Source organism: Prevotella sp. P4-119 (assembly GCF_002251345.1).
GTDB lineage: Bacteria > Bacteroidota > Bacteroidia > Bacteroidales > Bacteroidaceae > Prevotella.
Genome location: NZ_NPJB01000052.1, coordinates 1 through 17,392 on the forward strand (window position 1 = coordinate 1; position 17,392 = coordinate 17,392).

At 50.8% G+C, this 17,392-nt stretch carries 11 protein-coding genes; 6 read left to right on the forward strand and 5 right to left on the reverse strand.

Features of this window, described 5'->3' with window-relative positions:
• The first annotated feature begins 294 nt into the window (after nt 1-294).
• The 3 genes from CIK89_RS05685 (at nt 295) to CIK89_RS05695 (ending at nt 2,956) form a co-directional block, all read left to right on the forward strand.
• Nucleotides 295-858: a LemA family protein gene (locus CIK89_RS05685; RefSeq protein WP_094390435.1), complete on the forward strand. Its 564-nt coding sequence runs from the start codon at nt 295-297 to the stop codon at nt 856-858.
• Between the two features lie 9 nt (nt 859-867).
• Entirely contained in the window at nt 868-1,881 is a 1,014-nt protein-coding gene (locus CIK89_RS05690) for a M48 family metallopeptidase (RefSeq protein ID WP_094390436.1), read from the forward strand.
• 202 nt (nt 1,882-2,083) lie between these two features.
• Entirely contained in the window at nt 2,084-2,956 is an 873-nt protein-coding gene (locus CIK89_RS05695; RefSeq protein WP_094390437.1) for an aldose 1-epimerase family protein, read from the forward strand.
• A gap of 226 nt (nt 2,957-3,182) precedes the next feature.
• Here CIK89_RS05695 and rsgA read toward each other — a convergent pair whose 3' ends face one another.
• A complete protein-coding gene (gene rsgA / locus CIK89_RS05700) occupies nt 3,183-4,118 on the reverse strand; it encodes a ribosome small subunit-dependent GTPase A (protein WP_094390438.1) in 936 nt (311 codons plus the stop codon).
• 4 nt (nt 4,119-4,122) lie between these two features.
• On the reverse strand, nt 4,123-4,683 hold the full coding sequence (frr, locus tag CIK89_RS05705; RefSeq protein ID WP_094390439.1) for a ribosome recycling factor: 561 nt from the start codon (nt 4,681-4,683) through the stop codon (nt 4,123-4,125).
• Between the two features lie 155 nt (nt 4,684-4,838).
• On the opposite strand from frr, the gene CIK89_RS05710 reads away from it, so the two are divergent.
• The 3 genes from CIK89_RS05710 to nhaD are packed head-to-tail and all read left to right on the forward strand — an operon-like array spanning nt 4,839 to nt 10,014.
• A complete protein-coding gene (locus CIK89_RS05710; RefSeq protein ID WP_094390440.1) occupies nt 4,839-6,005 on the forward strand; it encodes a glycoside hydrolase family 88 protein in 1,167 nt (388 codons plus the stop codon).
• 28 nt (nt 6,006-6,033) lie between these two features.
• Entirely contained in the window at nt 6,034-8,646 is a 2,613-nt protein-coding gene (locus CIK89_RS05715) for a glycosyl hydrolase (protein WP_094390441.1), read from the forward strand.
• 36 nt (nt 8,647-8,682) lie between these two features.
• Nucleotides 8,683-10,014, forward strand: coding sequence for a sodium:proton antiporter NhaD (gene nhaD, locus CIK89_RS05720; protein ID WP_094390442.1), 1,332 nt, complete (start codon nt 8,683-8,685; stop codon nt 10,012-10,014).
• A gap of 685 nt (nt 10,015-10,699) precedes the next feature.
• On the opposite strand, the gene CIK89_RS05725 is transcribed toward nhaD, so the two are convergent.
• From CIK89_RS05725 to cysK, 3 genes are all read right to left on the reverse strand, one after another.
• On the reverse strand, nt 10,700-13,471 hold the full coding sequence (locus tag CIK89_RS05725; protein ID WP_158214977.1) for an ATP-binding protein: 2,772 nt from the start codon (nt 13,469-13,471) through the stop codon (nt 10,700-10,702).
• A 29-nt stretch (nt 13,472-13,500) separates the two neighbouring features.
• Nucleotides 13,501-16,260: a histidine kinase dimerization/phospho-acceptor domain-containing protein gene (locus CIK89_RS05730; RefSeq protein ID WP_158214978.1), complete on the reverse strand. Its 2,760-nt coding sequence runs from the start codon at nt 16,258-16,260 to the stop codon at nt 13,501-13,503.
• Between the two features lie 170 nt (nt 16,261-16,430).
• A complete protein-coding gene (cysK, locus tag CIK89_RS05735; RefSeq protein ID WP_094390445.1) occupies nt 16,431-17,378 on the reverse strand; it encodes a cysteine synthase A in 948 nt (315 codons plus the stop codon).
• Between the last annotated feature and the right edge of the window lie 14 nt (nt 17,379-17,392).

The window sequence follows — 17,392 nt, forward strand, 5'->3', positions numbered from 1 at the left end:
TTGAAAGTATCTCTGATGGCAGAATTAACTGTGCCAATGCTAATAGTCCTTGATTGTTCATGGTGCAAAGATATAAATTTTCTGTAGAATCAAAGAATATTCCCCCCTAGGTTTATCGGGTGAGCCCATGTACCTCCCATCTTTCTCCTATATAAATTTGCTGTATCTCCTATAAATTATCAGTAAAGATGTAAACAAAGCTTAATTTTTTTGTCATTCTGCAACTTTGGCAGTATCTTTGATGTCTATAATAGAAAAGAATTATATTCATTTAATAGATTAATAGAAAAAACTATGAGTACAACACTTGTTATTATCTTGGCAGTGGTAGGAATTGCATTGATTCTTATCTTCTTCTACAACAATCTCGTGAAACTGCGTAACAACCGTATCAACGCCTTTGCCAATATCGATGTACAACTCAAACAACGATTTGACCTCATACCGCAACTCGTGGCAACGGTTAAGGGATATGCAACCCACGAGAAGGAACTCCTGCAGCGTGTAACCGAAGCCCGTTCTGCTGCCATGGGCGCACAGACCATCAACGACAAGGTACAGGCAGACAACCAGCTCTCTGCCGCTTTGTCAGGTTTGAAAGTTTCCCTTGAGGCTTATCCTGACCTTAAGGCCAATCAGAACTTCCTGCAACTGCAAGGTGAGATTTCGGATATCGAGAACAAACTTGCAGCATCACGCCGTTATTTCAACTCAGCCACTCGTGAACTCAACAATGCCGTACAGACATTCCCAGGCAATATCATCGCCGGCATGTTTGGCTTCCATGCTGAACCCATGTTTGAAGTACCCCAGGAACAGCGTGCGCAGTTTGAGAAAGCTCCCGAAATCAAATTCTAAGTGAGAACGATGAGATACGTTGGTATTCAGACACAAATCCAGCGCAACAATTTTTATACCCTCTTGTTGCTCTTGCTGTTTCCCGCCATTCTTTTAGGGATGGTATGGATCTTTCTGGCATTGGTCAGCTATTTCGGCACATATTATTATGACGAATATGGCAATATGGTCAATGTCTTCGATGCAGCAGTAGTCAACGACTATTTCCTACAAACCATTCCTTGGGTCATTGGCGGTGTGGCCGTATGGTTTCTCATTGCCTATTGCTTCAACTCGTCTATGGTCAGACAAGCCACAGGCGCACGCCCTTTAGAGCGCAGGGAGAATCCGCGGGTATATAATATTGTGGAAAACCTCTGTATTGCAGGAGGTATGGACATGCCAAAAGTGTGTGTGGTTGACGATCCGCAGCTCAATGCCTTTGCCAGCGGTATTGACCGCAAGAGCTATATGGTCACCGTCACCACCGGACTGCTGAAGGTACTCAACGACGAGGAACTGGCTGGTGTGATAGGTCACGAACTGACCCATATCCGCAACCATGATACCCGCTTGCTTATCACGAGCATCATCTTCGTAGGTATAGTATCGGCTGTGATGAGCATGGTGATGCATGTCATACAAAACATATTCTGGTTTGGCGGCGGCAACCGTCATGTAAGTAGTGACGACGACAATAAGAACAGCGGACTCTCCGTCATCATCGTGCTGCTCATCGGCCTGCTTTGCTCAGCCATTGCCTATGTCTTTGTACTGCTGACCCGTTTTGCCATTTCGCGCAAACGTGAGTTTATGGCAGATGCCGGTGGTGCCGAACTGTGCCAGAATCCCCTGGCCTTGGCTTCCGCCTTGCGTAAAATTTCCAATAATCCAGGCCTCGGACGTGTGGAGCGTGAAGATGTAGCCCAACTCTTCATTATCCATCCCCGTCGTCACGCACAGAGTGTGATGAGTATGATTAACGGCCTCTTTGCCACACACCCCAGCACCGAAGAACGAATCCGATTGCTCGAACAGTTCTGATAGCGGAATCTTCCCGCCGAACCATCGGTTATCGGTTACAACCGCAGTGTAGAGATTGTCCTTTGTGACATCCTACGCTGCGGTTGTTGTTTCGTTAATTTACACTAAAAGACTTACAGAAAGTTTGTCAATATCAAAAGTTTTTGCTACTTTCGTCATTCCAAACGAATAATGAAACATATCTAAAACAAATAACAACAATATGGTAGAACTTAAAAACGAACGGATAGCCATCAAGGTGGCACCGCTGGGAGCCGAACTCCAAAGCATCACAGACAACAACGGAAGAGAATACCTCTGGCAGGCAGATCCTGATTTCTGGCCGAGACATTCACCCATACTGTTTCCTATTGTTTGCAGCGTCAACAACGATACCTATACCGTTGATGGCAAGCAATATCATTTGCCACGTCATGGATTTGCCCGTGATACCGAGTTTACGCTGGTGAGACAATCCAAAGACCGCGTGACGTATGCCCTTCATGACAGTGAAGAGACCCTGAAGGTCTATCCCTATCATTTCAATCTCGCCATCAGCTATCGTCTTGATGGCAACAAGGTTGTTGTGACTTGGCATGTGGAGAATACTGACACCCAGGAGATCCATTTCCAGATTGGCGGTCATCCAGCTTTCAATGTGCCAGGCATGAAGAAAGGCGACGAACTGAAAGGTACCCTTGTATTGGACAACGCTCAGCCGATGACCAATCTGAAGAGTTTTGCCGATGGTAGTCATGAGATGACAGAGATTCCTGCAGAGACCGATCAAGGTGTGATTCGTTTCAACGATGAATATTTCAAGGACGACTCCGTTAAGTTCCATCGTTGCCAGACCCATCGTGTGTCTTTGCTCGACACCGACGGTCGTCCTGCTGTAACGCTCGACTACAAATGTCCGGTGATGGCTTTCTGGAGTCCCTATCAGAAAAAAGCCCCGTTTGTATGTCTTGAACCATGGTATGGATTGGGTGACCCACGCGGATGGGAAGGTGAATTTAAGGACAAAGTCTTAATGAACCATCTGCAGCCCGGTGCTTCATTCATGTCACAATACACCATTACAATAGGTGAGTAAAATGTGATATTTCAATATACCGTCAGTCGCTGTAGTCTCTGGGTTGCAGCGCCTGATGCTTTTTGGGGTATGCATGCCTGCTTCATCCCAAAGAACCAAGTCGTTAGTCAGTACTCTAAAACCTTAAAAACACGACACTCCATTGGAATATCGTGCTTCGATAGGTGTTATCTGGTGTTTGTCTGTAAGCGAGTGGGGGCAGAAGGCTTCTCGATAGCGAGTGGAGTCAGAAGGCTTCGCGATAGCGATTCTCATCCTTATCGTCAAGCATAGAGAGATAACTCTGATAACGGCTTTGCGCAATGTAGTGATCCTCTACCGCCTTGATAACGGCACATCCCGGCTCATGGGTATGTGTGCAGTCGCTGAATCGACACTGTTTGGAGTACTCGAAGATTTCTTTGAAATAACTGGTGAGCTCTTTGCGCTCCATGTCGAAGGTGCCGAACCCTTTGATGCCCGGTGTGTCGATAAGCCAACCGCTCTGATCGGGCAGACGGAGCATCTCGCTGAAGGTAGTGGTGTGCATACCCGTGTTGTGTGCATCGCTGATTTCTGCTGTGCGCAGATTGACATCCGGAAGGATGCAGTTGATGAGGGTTGATTTTCCTACGCCGCTGTTGCCGCTGAGCAGGGTAATCTTTCCAGTGAGCTTTTCGGTTAGTGCAGCTACCCCGTCACCTGTTGCAGCCGAAATGGCATGACACTCATAGCCCACAGTTTCATAGAGGCTGATCATCATCTGCTGGTAATGCAGTTCATCGTCAGCCAAGGTGTCGGTCTTGTTGAATGTCAATATCACAGGCACCCGATAGGCCTCTGCCGAAGCCAGGAAACGGTCGATGAAGGTAGTGCTTGTCTCCGGTCGTGCCACGGTAATGACCAGTAGAGCCTGATCCACATTGGCAGCGAGGATGTGGCTTTGTTTGGAGAGATTGATAGACTTGCGGATGATATAGTTGCGTCGGTCTTCAATCTCGGTGATGAAGGCAGTGCCTTCCTGATTGGTGATGATTTCCACGCGGTCACCCACCGCCACCGGATTGGTGGAGCGAATCCCCCGTAGTCGGAAATTCCCTTTGATTTTACAGTCAACAGTTGGTCCATCGTCCGTAAGAACGGTGTACCAACTGCCGGTGTTTTTTATGACGAGTCCTTTCACGGGCTTATACTGTCATGATTTCCTTGTTCTTGGCCTCCATCAAGTCGTCGAGCTTTTTGATGAACTTGTCGTGTAATTTCTGCAAGTCGTTCTCGGCATCCTTCTCCAGGTCTTCTGAGAGTCCGTCTTTGATAGCCTTCTTCAGTTTGTCTTTGATGTCGGCACGCACGTTGCGCACTTCCACCTTGGCTCTTTCAGCAATCTTGTTACACTGCTTCACCAAGTCGCGACGACGCTCTTCGGTAGGCTGTGGGATACCCAGACGGATGATTTCACCGTTGTTCTCTGGTGTGATGCCCACATCCGAGTCCATGATGGCTTTCTCTATTTCGCGAATCTGCTTTTTGTCCCAAGGCTTGATAGCTATGGTGCGGGCATCGGGTGTAGAGATGTTAGCTACTTGGTTCAAGGGTACTTTCGAACCATAGGATTCTACACGCACGCCATCGAGGATGGCGACGTTGGCGCGACCGGCACGCACGCGGCTCAGTTCTTCTTCTAGAAACATGGTTGCCATCTCCATGCGCTCTTCGGCTGCGGATAATGTCTGCTTAACGTCTATCATATTATATACTGTTATCGTTTGTTTCGACAAAGATACGGAGAAATTCCGAAATGACAAACAATATAGGAAATAAAATTTTGTATTTCGATTATAATGTCGTACCTTTGAACCTTGAAAACAAACAAAACTACTGATAAAACCAATTTAACATGAGAATGAAACGATGTACCACAGGGGTGGTCTGTGTCTTCCTGGCACTGACTGCCGCACAGTCCCGTACCTGCGAAAAAGCAGAAACAATGCAGGTTTTGCGTCGCGTCAACAACTATTTCATGGGACGCTATGCCGACCCGACGTTGCCTACTATGGTGAAACGCAGCCGCACGAGCAATCTATGGACCCGTGCCGTATATTATGAAGGACTGATGGCGCTCTACGAGATAGATCCCGATGCGCGCTATGCCGACTATACCGACCGCTGGGCAGCGTCCCATCAGTGGACTCCCCGCTATGGTGTGACCACGTGCAATGCCGACGACCAGTGTTGCGGTCAGACCTACCTGATGCGCTATCTGCAGGTTGGAGGCGATGAGAAGATCAGTAAGGTGAGAGAGAATCTCGACCTGCAGATGAAAACCTACAATCCTAAAGCCAACAATGCGCTCTATGGCTGGTGGACATGGATTGATGCTATTCAGATGGCCATGCCGCTCTATTTCCAGATGACAGCCATCACCCACGATCAACGTTACCAGCAACATGCCATGATGATGTATCGTTGGAGCAGAAACATGCTGGCAGGCGGACTCTTCAATGCCAAAGACGGATTGTGGTGGCGCGATGCCGACTATGTGGCGCCCTATCATGAGCCGGATGGTAAACCCTGCTATTGGTCGAGAGGCAACGGATGGGTCTATGCCGCATTGGTGCGCTGCATGCAACAGGTGTCGCCGAAAGACAAGGTCTATAAGGAACTGAAAAAAGATTTCCTGGCCATGAGCCGCGCCTTGCTCAACTGTCAGCGTGAGGATGGCTTTTGGAATCCCAGTCTGGTGTCCACCCATTATGCCATGCCCGAAACAAGCGGTACTGCGCTTTTCCTCTATGGCATGGCATGGGGCATACGCCAGGGACTCCTTGACGAACGTAAATATGAGCCGGCATGCCGTCGGGCATGGCAGGGGATGGTGCAACAGGCGGTTCACAAGGACGGCTTCCTCGGATGGATGCAAGGCACGGGCAAAGATCCTTCTGCCGGTCAGCCTTTGAGTTACGACCGCGTACCCGATTTTGAAGACTACGGCACCGGATGCTTCCTCCTTGGCGGAGTGGAGTATTACCGCATGATCACCAGGGACGAATTAACCCCGTGTGTGATATGAACGATGTATATGATTAAGGTGTGAAACAATGAAAACAAAATATATCCTACTGCTGATCGCCATGATGACTGCCATTGGCACGACCGCACAGACATGGCCTTCACCCAAACCCGAAGCACGTCCAGGCACCCGATGGTGGTGGCTGGGATCTGCAGTTGACCACCAGGGACTGGAATGGAACATTGGCGAGTATGCCCGTGTGGGCATTGGGGCAGTGGAAATCACACCGCTCTATGGCGTGAAGGGCAACGAAGCCCATGAACTCCCATTTCTCTCTCCGCAGTGGATGGCGGCATTGCGCGACGTGCAGCAGATTGCCGCCGCCCATCATATCGAGGTAGATATGAACTGCGGAACAGGATGGCCCTTCGGAGGTCCTGAGGTCACGATAGACGAGGCAGCCTGCAAGGCCGTGTTCGTTGACAGCATGATCACCTCCGACAAGCGCCCGTCCGACCAACACCGACTGGCAGTGCCTGCCAAGGAGCGCCCCTATGCCCAATGGCAATGCACCAGAGTCTATCCCACCAGTCAACCACGACAGTGGCGCGTCATCAGCGTCTATGCCTCACGCACGCGTCAGAAGGTGAAACGCGCTGCACCTGGTGGTGAAGGACTCGTCATCGACCATTTTGACCGTCAGGCGGTGGCACATTATCTCAATAGGTTCACCCAAGCGTTTGAATACACCAAGACTCCTTATCCCCATACCTTCTTCAACGACTCCTATGAGGTGTATAAGGCCAACTGGACCCCTTCGCTCTTCGACGAATTTCTCAAACGCCGTGGCTACGACTTGCGCGACCATCTGCCCGAACTTCTTGACGGTGGTGACGGTAATAAGGCGCTCCACGACTATCGTGAGACGTTGAGCGACCTGCTCTATGAGAACTTCACCCAGCAGTGGGTGGCTTGGGCACACCGCAATGGGGTATCGGTGAGAAACCAAGCCCACGGTTCTCCTGCCAATCTGCTCGATCTTTATGCCGCCGTAGATATACCAGAGATAGAAGGTTTCGGACGCTCCGAGTTTGGCATCCGCGGACTGCGCAGAGACCCCGGCATGACCCTCAAGAACTACAGCGATGTGTCGATGCTGAAATACGCATCGTCGGCAGCACATGTGATGGGAAAGCCGCTGACCAGCAGCGAGACGCTCACTTGGTTGACCGAACACTTCCGCACCTCCTTGTCGCAGATGAAGCCTGACATCGACCTGATGTTCTCCTGCGGCATCAACCACATCTTCTTTCATGGCAGTTGCTACACCCCGGAGCATGATCCATGGCCCGGATGGAAATTCTATGCATCGGTCGATATGAGTCCCACCAACAGCATTTGGCGCGATGCCCCTTTCTTGATGCAGTATATCGAACGCTGCCAGTCGTTCCTGCAAATGGGACAGCCCGACAATGATTTCCTGGTCTATCTGCCCGTCCATGACATGTGGCGCATCCGCGGTCCTCGCAATGATGATGCTAAGTCGGAGAGCAAAGACCGCAGGGGCGGGGAAGACCTCCTCATGCAGTTCGACATCCATACCATGGACGAGAAATGTCCGCAGTTTATCCGGAGCATCCTCCGCATCGACAGCCTCGGCTACGATTGCGACTATATCAGCGACCGCCAACTGGCACAGGTCAAGGTCGATGGCGGACAGCTCGTCACCCCTGGCGGCACACGCTACAGGGGAATCATCATCCCCACAGGTACCACCGTTGACGACAGACTTCAGAGCCTGTTACAGAACCTCACACCTTATATTATTTATGGTGAAGACCGACAGGCGATGGCGCATCTTGCCAAACCCGAACCATGGCGAATGAATCCCGGTGTGCGTATGATCAGAAGAAAGACAGACGACGGCTACATCTATTTCGTTGTCAATCTCTCGCCCCGCGACTGTCGCTTAAACGCAGCATGTCTCTCCGTACCTACGCAACACATCGTCTGCTACAATCCCATGACGGGCGACGTGAACCGTCTGCCTATGGTTGCCGACGCTCCTGTCGTCTGTCTTCAGTCGGGAGAGAGCATCATCCTGCAAACAGGAACAGCTGCCGACCGTCCCCTGTCAACAGGCCAATACGGTATGACATTAGCGACAGAGACCCTGCCGCTGGACGGCCCCTGGACCCTGTCGTTCATCGACGAGACTCCACGCGTCAGCGAAACCTACACCATGCCGACTCCGCAGACCTGGGAGACGCTTGGCGAATCCGCCTCGGTGACCATGGGCACTGGAGTCTATGAGACCGCCTTCTGCCTGACCAGAAAGCAAGCCGCCCAGGCCTGCATCATCTCGCTGGGCAAAGTCTATGAGTCGGCACGCGTATATATCAACGGCAAGTTCATCGGCTGTGCATGGGCAGTACCCTTCCAGCTCGACTGCCGCGACGCCTTGCGCAAGGGCAAGAACACCCTGCGCATCGAAGTGACCAATCTGCCAGCCAACCGCATACGCGATCTCGATAGACGTGGTGTGGAATGGCGAAAATTCAAGGAAATCAACTTTGTAGATATCAACTATAAGAAGACACGCTACGACGGATGGCAGCTGATGCGCAGCGGACTGCAGGGCGCACCCCTGTTGCACTTCTATCCCCAAACACCCTCCGCCTGGCCTTCAAAAGAGGAATAAACAATATAAAACAATAAATAGAACTATTACATCAAAATGAGTACAATTACAATGTTCATCATCGTCGCCTTTGTTGCAGGCTACCTCTGTATAGCCCTTGAAAGTCTGACGAAAATCAACAAGGCAGCCATTGCTCTGCTCATGTGTGTGGTCTGCTGGACCCTGCTGATGGTATCACCTGGAGCATACTATCCCGATGTAGCCTCTGACGGCGTACTCCACCACATCTCCGAAGTGATCGAACACCATCTGGGCGATGCCGCAGGCACCCTCTTTTTCCTAATGGGCGCCATGACCATCGTAGAGATAGTCGATAGCAACGGCGGATTCAATTTTGTGCGCGACATCATGAAGACACGCTCCAAGCGCAAACTCCTGTGGCGTGTGGCTATTGCCACCTTCTTCCTCTCTTCCATCCTCGACAACCTCACCGCCTCCATCGTCATGATCATGGTACTCCGCAAACTGGTACAGTCGCGTGAAGAGCGTCTCATCTATGCCGCATTGATCATTATCTCCGCCAACTCAGGAGGCGCATTCTCGCCCATTGGCGACGTCACCACCATTATGCTGTGGATCAAGGGAGTGATCACCACTCAGGGCATCCTTACTGAAATCTTCATCCCCTCGTTGGTATCGATGTTGGTGCCCGCCTTCATCCTGCAATATTCGTTGAGTGGAAAGTTTGACAAAGAGCAGAACCTCGTCACCGCCGAAATCAGCCAGTTCACCAAGGTGCAACGCAACATCATCTTCTGGCTCGGCGTAGGCGGTTTGGTCTTTGTGCCCATCTTCAAGAGCATCACCCATCTTCCTCCGTTCATGGGCATCCTCCTCGTGCTCGGCGTACTGTGGACCGTGACCGAGATTTTCCATCACAACACTAGCGAAGACGACACTATGGCAAAGCGCGTCAGCGACCTCCTGTCGCGCATCGACCTATCCACCATCATGTTCTTCCTCGGCATCCTCATGGCAGTAGCCGTGCTGCAGGAGATCGGCGTCCTCACCGCCTTGGGCACCGGACTCAACGAAGTCTTTGTCGGCAACTACTATGTCATCAACGGCATCATCGGTGTCCTCTCCAGCATAGTCGATAACGTGCCCCTGGTAGCAGGCTGTATGGGTATGTATCCCGTAGCCGAGACAGGTGCCATGGCCATCGACGGCATATTCTGGCAGTTGCTCGCCTACTGTGCCGGAGTAGGCGGTTCGATGCTCATCATCGGTTCTGCAGCCGGTGTTGTTGTCATGGGCTTAGAGAAAATCACTTTTGGTTGGTACTTGAAGCGCATCACGTGGATAGCCTTCGTCGGCTATCTTGCAGGCATTGTGACCTATTGGTTGCAACAGGCATTGCTGGCATAACTTCCAGCCCATAAGTCCACACTGTCCAATGCTGATATTGGATGATACCTCATCAGTTGCTGTAGCCAATGTGGTGCAGCGTCTGATGAGGTTTATTTATGATTTTCAAAAATATTCGACCACTCGACCACCGCTGAGACATAATGCGCTATTGCGCAATGCTTTAAGTGGTGGTCGATGACTTTATATTTACGTGTTTCGACCACACTTCGACCACCAGAGAATATCTTGCCCATGTTTATCAGAACTTTTGCCGATGCCTGATAAAAATATTATCCAACGTTTGATAAAGGTGTTATCTAACGTTTGATAAAGGTGTTATCTAACGTTTGATAAAGGTGTTATCTAACGTTTGATAAAGGTGTTATCTAACGTTTGATAAAGGTGTTATCCAACGTTTGATAAAGGTGTTATCCAATGTTGATAAAGATGTTATCCAACGTTGATAAAGGTATTTTCCAACGTTTAGCAAGTGTATTCTCTAACGTTTGGCAAAAGATATTGCCAACGCTTGGTATCGATGTTGACAAAGAGTTTGCTTGTATATGTGGCCGATAATCTAATAATCGACCGCTCTATAATAATCTCTATGTTAGTAAGTTACGTGGATACGTGGTCGAGTGGTTGAAATACTGTGAAAAACTATAACTTTGGTATATGAGAACGGGGTGAAGCGCCCTTACCTCTATTCCTTTTCAATAACCTCCACAGGAATCCAGAACCAGAATTTAGAACCATTATTCACTTCGCTCTCTACGCCGATGTCGCCATGGCAGGCGGTGACGATGGACTTGCAGATGGAGAGGCCGAGGCCTGTGCCCTGCACAAACTCGTTGAGCTTGACGAAACGATCGAAAACTGCTTTTTGTTTGTCGTGGGGTATGCCCGTTCCGGTGTCTTCGCAGAAGGCATAGATGCCCATCTGACCGTTGCGCTTCTCCAGGCGATAGCCTACCCAGATGCTGCCCTTCTTCGTGTATTTCAATGCGTTGCTCACAAAATTGCTGAATATCTGGCGCACGCGACCGATGTCGATCGATACTCTGAGCTTCTTCAGGGGTTTGGAGGTGACAAAGCGCAGATGGTGGCGCTGCACGCGGATCTCGATGGATTGGCAGAGGTATTCAAACTCTTCGGCAAAGTCAACTTCGGCGGGCTTGACGTCCATCGGGTTGTCGTTGATGGTGGAGGCTTCGAGGATGCCGTTGATGAGACGCACCAGGATGTCGCAATGGGTGCGGATGATGTGGATAAAGCGTTCACGCTCCCCGGCTGATTCTGCATATTTCAGCATGTCGGAGAAGCCTACAATGGAGTTGAGGGGCGTGCGCAGTTCGTGGGTCATCTGGGCGAGGAAGACGCTCTTCTGCTGGGCGCTGTTCTTGGTTTTCTCGCTGATCTCGACCACTTCTTTCTTGATATTCTCCAGTCTGGTGACGTCGTGGAGCATGCCGCTGTAGCCCAGGGTGGATCCGTCGTCGCCTTTGCGCAGGCGACCGTAGATGTCGTGGGCGCACGGACCTTTGCTGAATGCGGAGGAGTTGAGCTGCCGCTTCACGTGGAATGGTCCTTGGAAGAGGCCGATGCTCTCGTCGCTGATCTTGTATTCGTCGTAGAGTTCCGGGGGCAACTGTCTGAGGTATTTCTCAAACTCGATGACGTAGTCTGCATGTTTCAGCGTGTGGGAATAGTAGATCATCTTATTGCGTAGATCGAGATCCCACATCGTCCAGTCGGAGTGATTCAACATGAATTTCAGTCGCTTCTCGTTATAGTCGATGTATCGCTGGAGCGTATCACATTCGTGCTGACACATGATGAGATGGTGGTAGGTGTCGCTCTGGGCTTTGATGTCGTAAGCCATGAGGAGGTAGTTGGAGACACGGCCGAAGTAGTCGAAGAGTGGGACGACGTTGTATTCCACGCATGCCTCGCGACCCTGGTCGCTGTCTGCGGGGGCAAGGTGGCAGAGGAAGATGGGGTCGTGGCGACTCTCGTTGAAGGCGTCGGCAAACATCGGCATGTCGAAAAGTGAAGTCTTCTGCAGCAATCGTGCGTTTTTCGCATCAGCTTTACAGATGCGTTTCATCTCTTCGTTGCTGTTTTCTATCCATCCGTTTTGGTTATAGACTGCCATGGCCACCTTTGAGAATTGGAAGAACTGCAGGAACTTCCGCTCCATCTTGTTGGCTTCGTGGATCAGTCCTACGTTGTGGGTCTTATCGACTATGGTGGCATAGATGTTTACTGGCTGTCCGTAGGCATCCTGCTCGACGGCGAAGTGGCCGCGCAGGTGTTTCCATATCGGCTTGTCTTTAGTGCCGGCATTCCATCGTCCACTCAGTTCCACGTGTTTGTCCATGCTGCCGTCTCTCAGCTGTTCGAGCCGTCTCACCCAGTTGTTGCGTTCGGCAGGGTGGAGGCGCTGGCTGAAGTCGAACCACGACATACCCTCGTCGGGCAGCAGACTGCCGTACTGATTGACCAGTATGCGCGAGGTAAGGTCGTACTGAAATACGTAGTGGTAGCCCATCTGCAGGGCACGCGTCATCATGGCATCGAGTTCGCTGTTGCGCTGGCTCTTGGCGCGCACCCTCCCTCTCGCTATGCGGGTGCCCATATAGCACATCAGGGCAAACATCACCGCGCCAATCATCAGATACCCCCACATGGGGATGGTTTTCTTACGGATGCGCTCTGGATGCAGCCATTTGTCGTTGATGAGTGCCACCCGTCCGCGCTGTTTCAGTTGGGAATAGACATAGTCGATGTCTGCGATGAGTTTCGTATCGCGTCCGATGACATGGATCTCGCTGACGGGTATGCCCACATCGTTGAGGATGAGTCCCGACTTGTCCATATTGAGTTGTCTGATTTTCCATTTCAGCGGCTCTTCACCCCATACGTAGTATTTGAAGTCGTGTGCCAATACGCCCATAAGGGCTGTCTTGGGCGACTGAAATTCCAATTGGCTGAGATAGGATGAGTCTTCTTCAAGAAAATAATGTTCCGTATAGTCGGCTGGTTTCAATACCGTACCGGCTTCCACCAGTTCTTTGAGTGAACTGTTGGACGATGTTGTGCCGCAGGTGACTGCCACGATGCGGTTGTAGTTGATGATGTTGCGGGTATAGCAAAAAGGCGGTTTCCTGTAGCGTCCGACATTGGCAAGAATCAGGTCTGCATCGCCACGTTCGAAGGTCTTGAGGGCATTGGCCCACTCTTTCAGTACGAATTTATAAGGGATGTCGAGTTGGTCTAATATTTCTGTCATGATCTCAACATTGGTGCCGGCAGGCCTGCCCGTGTCGTCTTGGAATTCATAGGGCGGCTTGTCCCAGTCGCCCACAATGATGACGGGGTGGGCAGCGTCGTATCGGCGCTGGTACTGCGTCTTCTGTCGCGGTGCGTCTCCCCATGCCGTGCTGACGGTCAGCAGGGCAGCAATCAATGTCATGATATGTCTCAGAAAACTAACTTTCATGGTTAAATGAACTTCTTACGTTTGATAAGTGATGCCTGACAGGGAATGCTGACCCATACGATGGTGCCCTGTCCTGATTCAGAACTGATTTCCAGTGTGCCGTTCATCATCTCTGCCAGTTGCTTGCAGACGGGCAGACTGATGCCGATACGCTCGTCGATGCTGCCGCCGGTATGCTGCTTGATGAGTTGGAGTTCGCGGTCGCTGATGCCGTCGCTGGTATCTTCTACGGAGATGATGAGACGGCGACCGATATAGTCGAAACGCACTCTGACAAAACCGTGCTTCGTGTTGAAGGCGGCATTGCTGATGAGCGATGTGAGCAGATGGGCTATGTTGTAGCCGTCGATATTGAGAACCAGTTGGTCGTAGGGTATTTCCATGATGAAATTGACACCGTTGGGGTGTGCCATGTCCCATCCCCGCTGACAGTTTGTCTTGAAGAGTTCGGTAAACTCAGTGGGTGTCGGGGTGATCTTCACCATGTCGGAGTCGATGCGCGAATAGAAGAGTATCTCGTCTATCAGTCGCAGGAGGTGGTCGGAATTGTCGAGTATCTCTTTGGTGAATACATGCTCGTCCTCTGGGGTGATGTCGGTAGAGAGCATTTCGGCAAATCCCACAACGGCGGTCAGCGGTGTGCGTATCTCGTAACACATATTCTTGAGGAAGCTGTTTTTGGCATGCTCAATCTCGCGAGCGGTGCTGTAGGCTTCGTCCAGACGCAGTTGGTTGGCTTTCAGTTCGCTGATGTCGTAGCAGATGCCAAAATAGGCGTCTTTCTCTTCAATATCATCATGAACAGGTGTCATGCAGAATCTGAGCCACAACGGGTTCTCGCCCGAACGGATGACGGTCATCACCTCCATGCAGAAAGGTTCCTGCGAACGGTTGTCCATCTTGCTCAACAGGTGCATGACGCGTTTCTGCGAACGCTCGTGAACCAATGTCATGCAACGGGTCTGGGTCAGTTCGTACTGCACATGGCTGAGATTGTCTTTGACACACAGCGTATGGGTTTCTGGAGAATAGCGCACTATGCGCATGCCGCTGACCTTCAAGAGGTAGTTGGTATGGTCGATATAGTTGTCGAGCTGATGCTGCAGGTCTCGTTTCCTTGCCAATTTATCTTTCCATTGCTTCTTGATCTCGATGTGCTGGCGGATGTCCTCTACGACCACCAACAGATTGTTGGCGTGCTCGTTGGCTTCGTCGCAAGCCACCATCATGTGAATCTCAAAGATCTGTGTGCCGCTCTGGTTGATGATATGGCCCAGCTCCTTGCTGGTGAGATGATTGTCGAAGTCCACCTTCCGACACATCGATACACCGTCCAACGCTTCGATGTGATCCTCTTCGAGTTCGAAAAGTGTACGGAAAGAGGGCGACTGGCGGATGATGTCTTTCTTGTCGCACTGGAAGAGGCTGCATGCCTTTTCGTTGATATTGGTGAGCTGTCCTTCTGCGTTGAACACGATGATGCCGATCGTCGAACTGTCGAAGATGGTCTTGTAGCGAATGAGTCGCTCTTCGGCATCCTGCTCCATGCGGAGTTCGTCGGTAATGTCTTTCTTCGTGCCAAGAATGACAATAGGGTTGCCTTTCTTGTTGCGCTGCAGGACGGAGAGCTGTATCTGGAAGTCGTGTTCCTGATTGTCGCCTGTTTCGGCATCCATCGCCTTGATGTCAAGCGATACCTGTTCGTCGGTGATGCTCCCGTCTATGAGTTGCTCGATGACACGCATCAGACGGTTGAAGTCGCCAGTGTAGTAGCGGTGGGAGAATTCTTCAGCAGGATAGGTGATATAGTTCATGCTGTCGCGATCATACCAGTTGAAGGACTCGGTGTGGACGTTGTAGGTCCACATTCTTACGCCGCTGGCTTCAAGAATCAGCGACATACGCTGGTTCTTCAAGTCGTAGGACTTGGCAAGCTGCCTGTCTTTGCGACGGAAGTAGTATAGGCTATACAGCAATGGTATGGTCAGCAGTGTGGCAATGCCCATCAGCCACCATGCCCATGCCGGCATCTGCCATTCGCCACGATCGGGGTAGAACCATTTGTTCTGCAGCGGTTCGAAGCGGTCTTCGGAATTGAGCAGGGTATAGACACTGTCTATCTGGTTTAGTAATTGCTGGTTGTGGGATACAAAACGCGCCTCACCCAGGGGGATATCGACATCGGTAATCTGGATGTTGTCGAGGTCGTACGTCCGCTTCAGATACTCCAGCGACGGCTTGTACCAGATGACCTGCCCCTGTTCGGTATCGCTCACTCTGAGAATGGCCTCGTTGATGTCTTTCACGGGGATGGCATTCGCTCCCCATTCGTAGTCAATCATCAGGCGATGCACCATGCCGCTGTCGAGGACAGTGACCCGCTGCTTGCTCAGGTCGCTGAACGTATGGATGTTGACGGGTTTGTCGATTGGTGTTGCCAGACTCATGGTGATGAGTGATATGGAGTTGCGGCTATAATGGCCGAAGCGACTGAAGAATCCTGTTGATCTGACGACGATAAGGTCGGCATTGTCATGGTTGAGGTCTGCCTGGTTTTGTGTGGCTGGCTTTAATACAATGGTATAAGGGATTTTGAGCTTCTCAAAGATCATCTTAATGACCTCGATGTTGTAGCCGTCGGGCTTGCCCTGCTCGTTAAGAAAGGAGTAGGGGTACATATCCCAACAGTCTTCATAGATCAGCGGATGTTCGTTGGTGTATGTTCTTGTATGATTGTTGGAAGACGAAGCATTGGCAGCCATAGTGCTGAAAAGGACTATGGCTACCAATGTATATATGAACCTTTTGTTTGGTTTTCTTTGCATCTGTTGCTGAGAATATCTTTATAGTTATTCAGCCACAAAGATAACCAAAATAGGTTACATTACAAAATTTTATTATTCTTTTTTATCAAATAACGTCAATATGAAGCTTATAGTGGGTATTCGTCGAAAGCATAGAGCACAGTAGAGAGGTATCGCTCACCGGTATCGGGCAATAGGGTGACAATGGTTTTCCCTGCGTTCTCCGGGCGCTTGGCCAATACCGAGGCGGCATAGGCTGCTGCTCCAGAAGAAATGCCTACCAGAAGACCGTCCTGCTGTGCCAGTTCGCGACCTGTGCGGATGGCATCGTCGTTGTCGATGTCGAGCACTTCGTCTATCAGCGAGGCATCATAGGTCTTGGGCACGAAACCTGCACCAATGCCTTGAATCTTATGAGGACCGCTCTGACCACCGTTAAGAACAGGCGAAGAGAGGGGCTCTACGGCAACAATCTTTACGTTGGGATTCTGCTCCTTGAGGTATTTGGCAATACCGCTGACGGTTCCTCCTGTGCCTACACCGGCTACGAAGATATCTACCTTTCCATCGGTGTCCTGCCAGATCTCAGGACCGGTTGTGGCATAGTGGCGTGCTGGATTGGCACCGTTTTCAAACTGCTGCAGGATGACACTGCCTGGTATGCTGTCGCGCAGTTCTTCGGCGGCCTTGATGGCTCCTGCCATACCGTCCTTGCCACTGGTCAGCCGAACCTCGGCACCGTATGCCTTCACCAGATTGCGGCGTTCGATGCTCATTGTTTCGGGCATGGTGAGGATCAGTTTGTAGCCTTTTACTGCCGATACCAATGCAAGGCCTACACCAGTATTGCCACTGGTCGGCTCGATGATGGTTGCACCGGGTTTGAGGATTCCCCGCTGTTCGGCATCTTCTATCATCGCCAATGCGATGCGGTCTTTTACACTGCCGCCAGGATTGAAATATTCCACCTTGGCAATGATGGGGGTCTGCAGTCCATGGGAAGCAGAGAACTTAGTGAGTTCGAGTAATGGGGTATGGCCGATCAGTTCGGTCAGTTGTTTTGCGATTCTTGCCATAGTTATTTAGAATT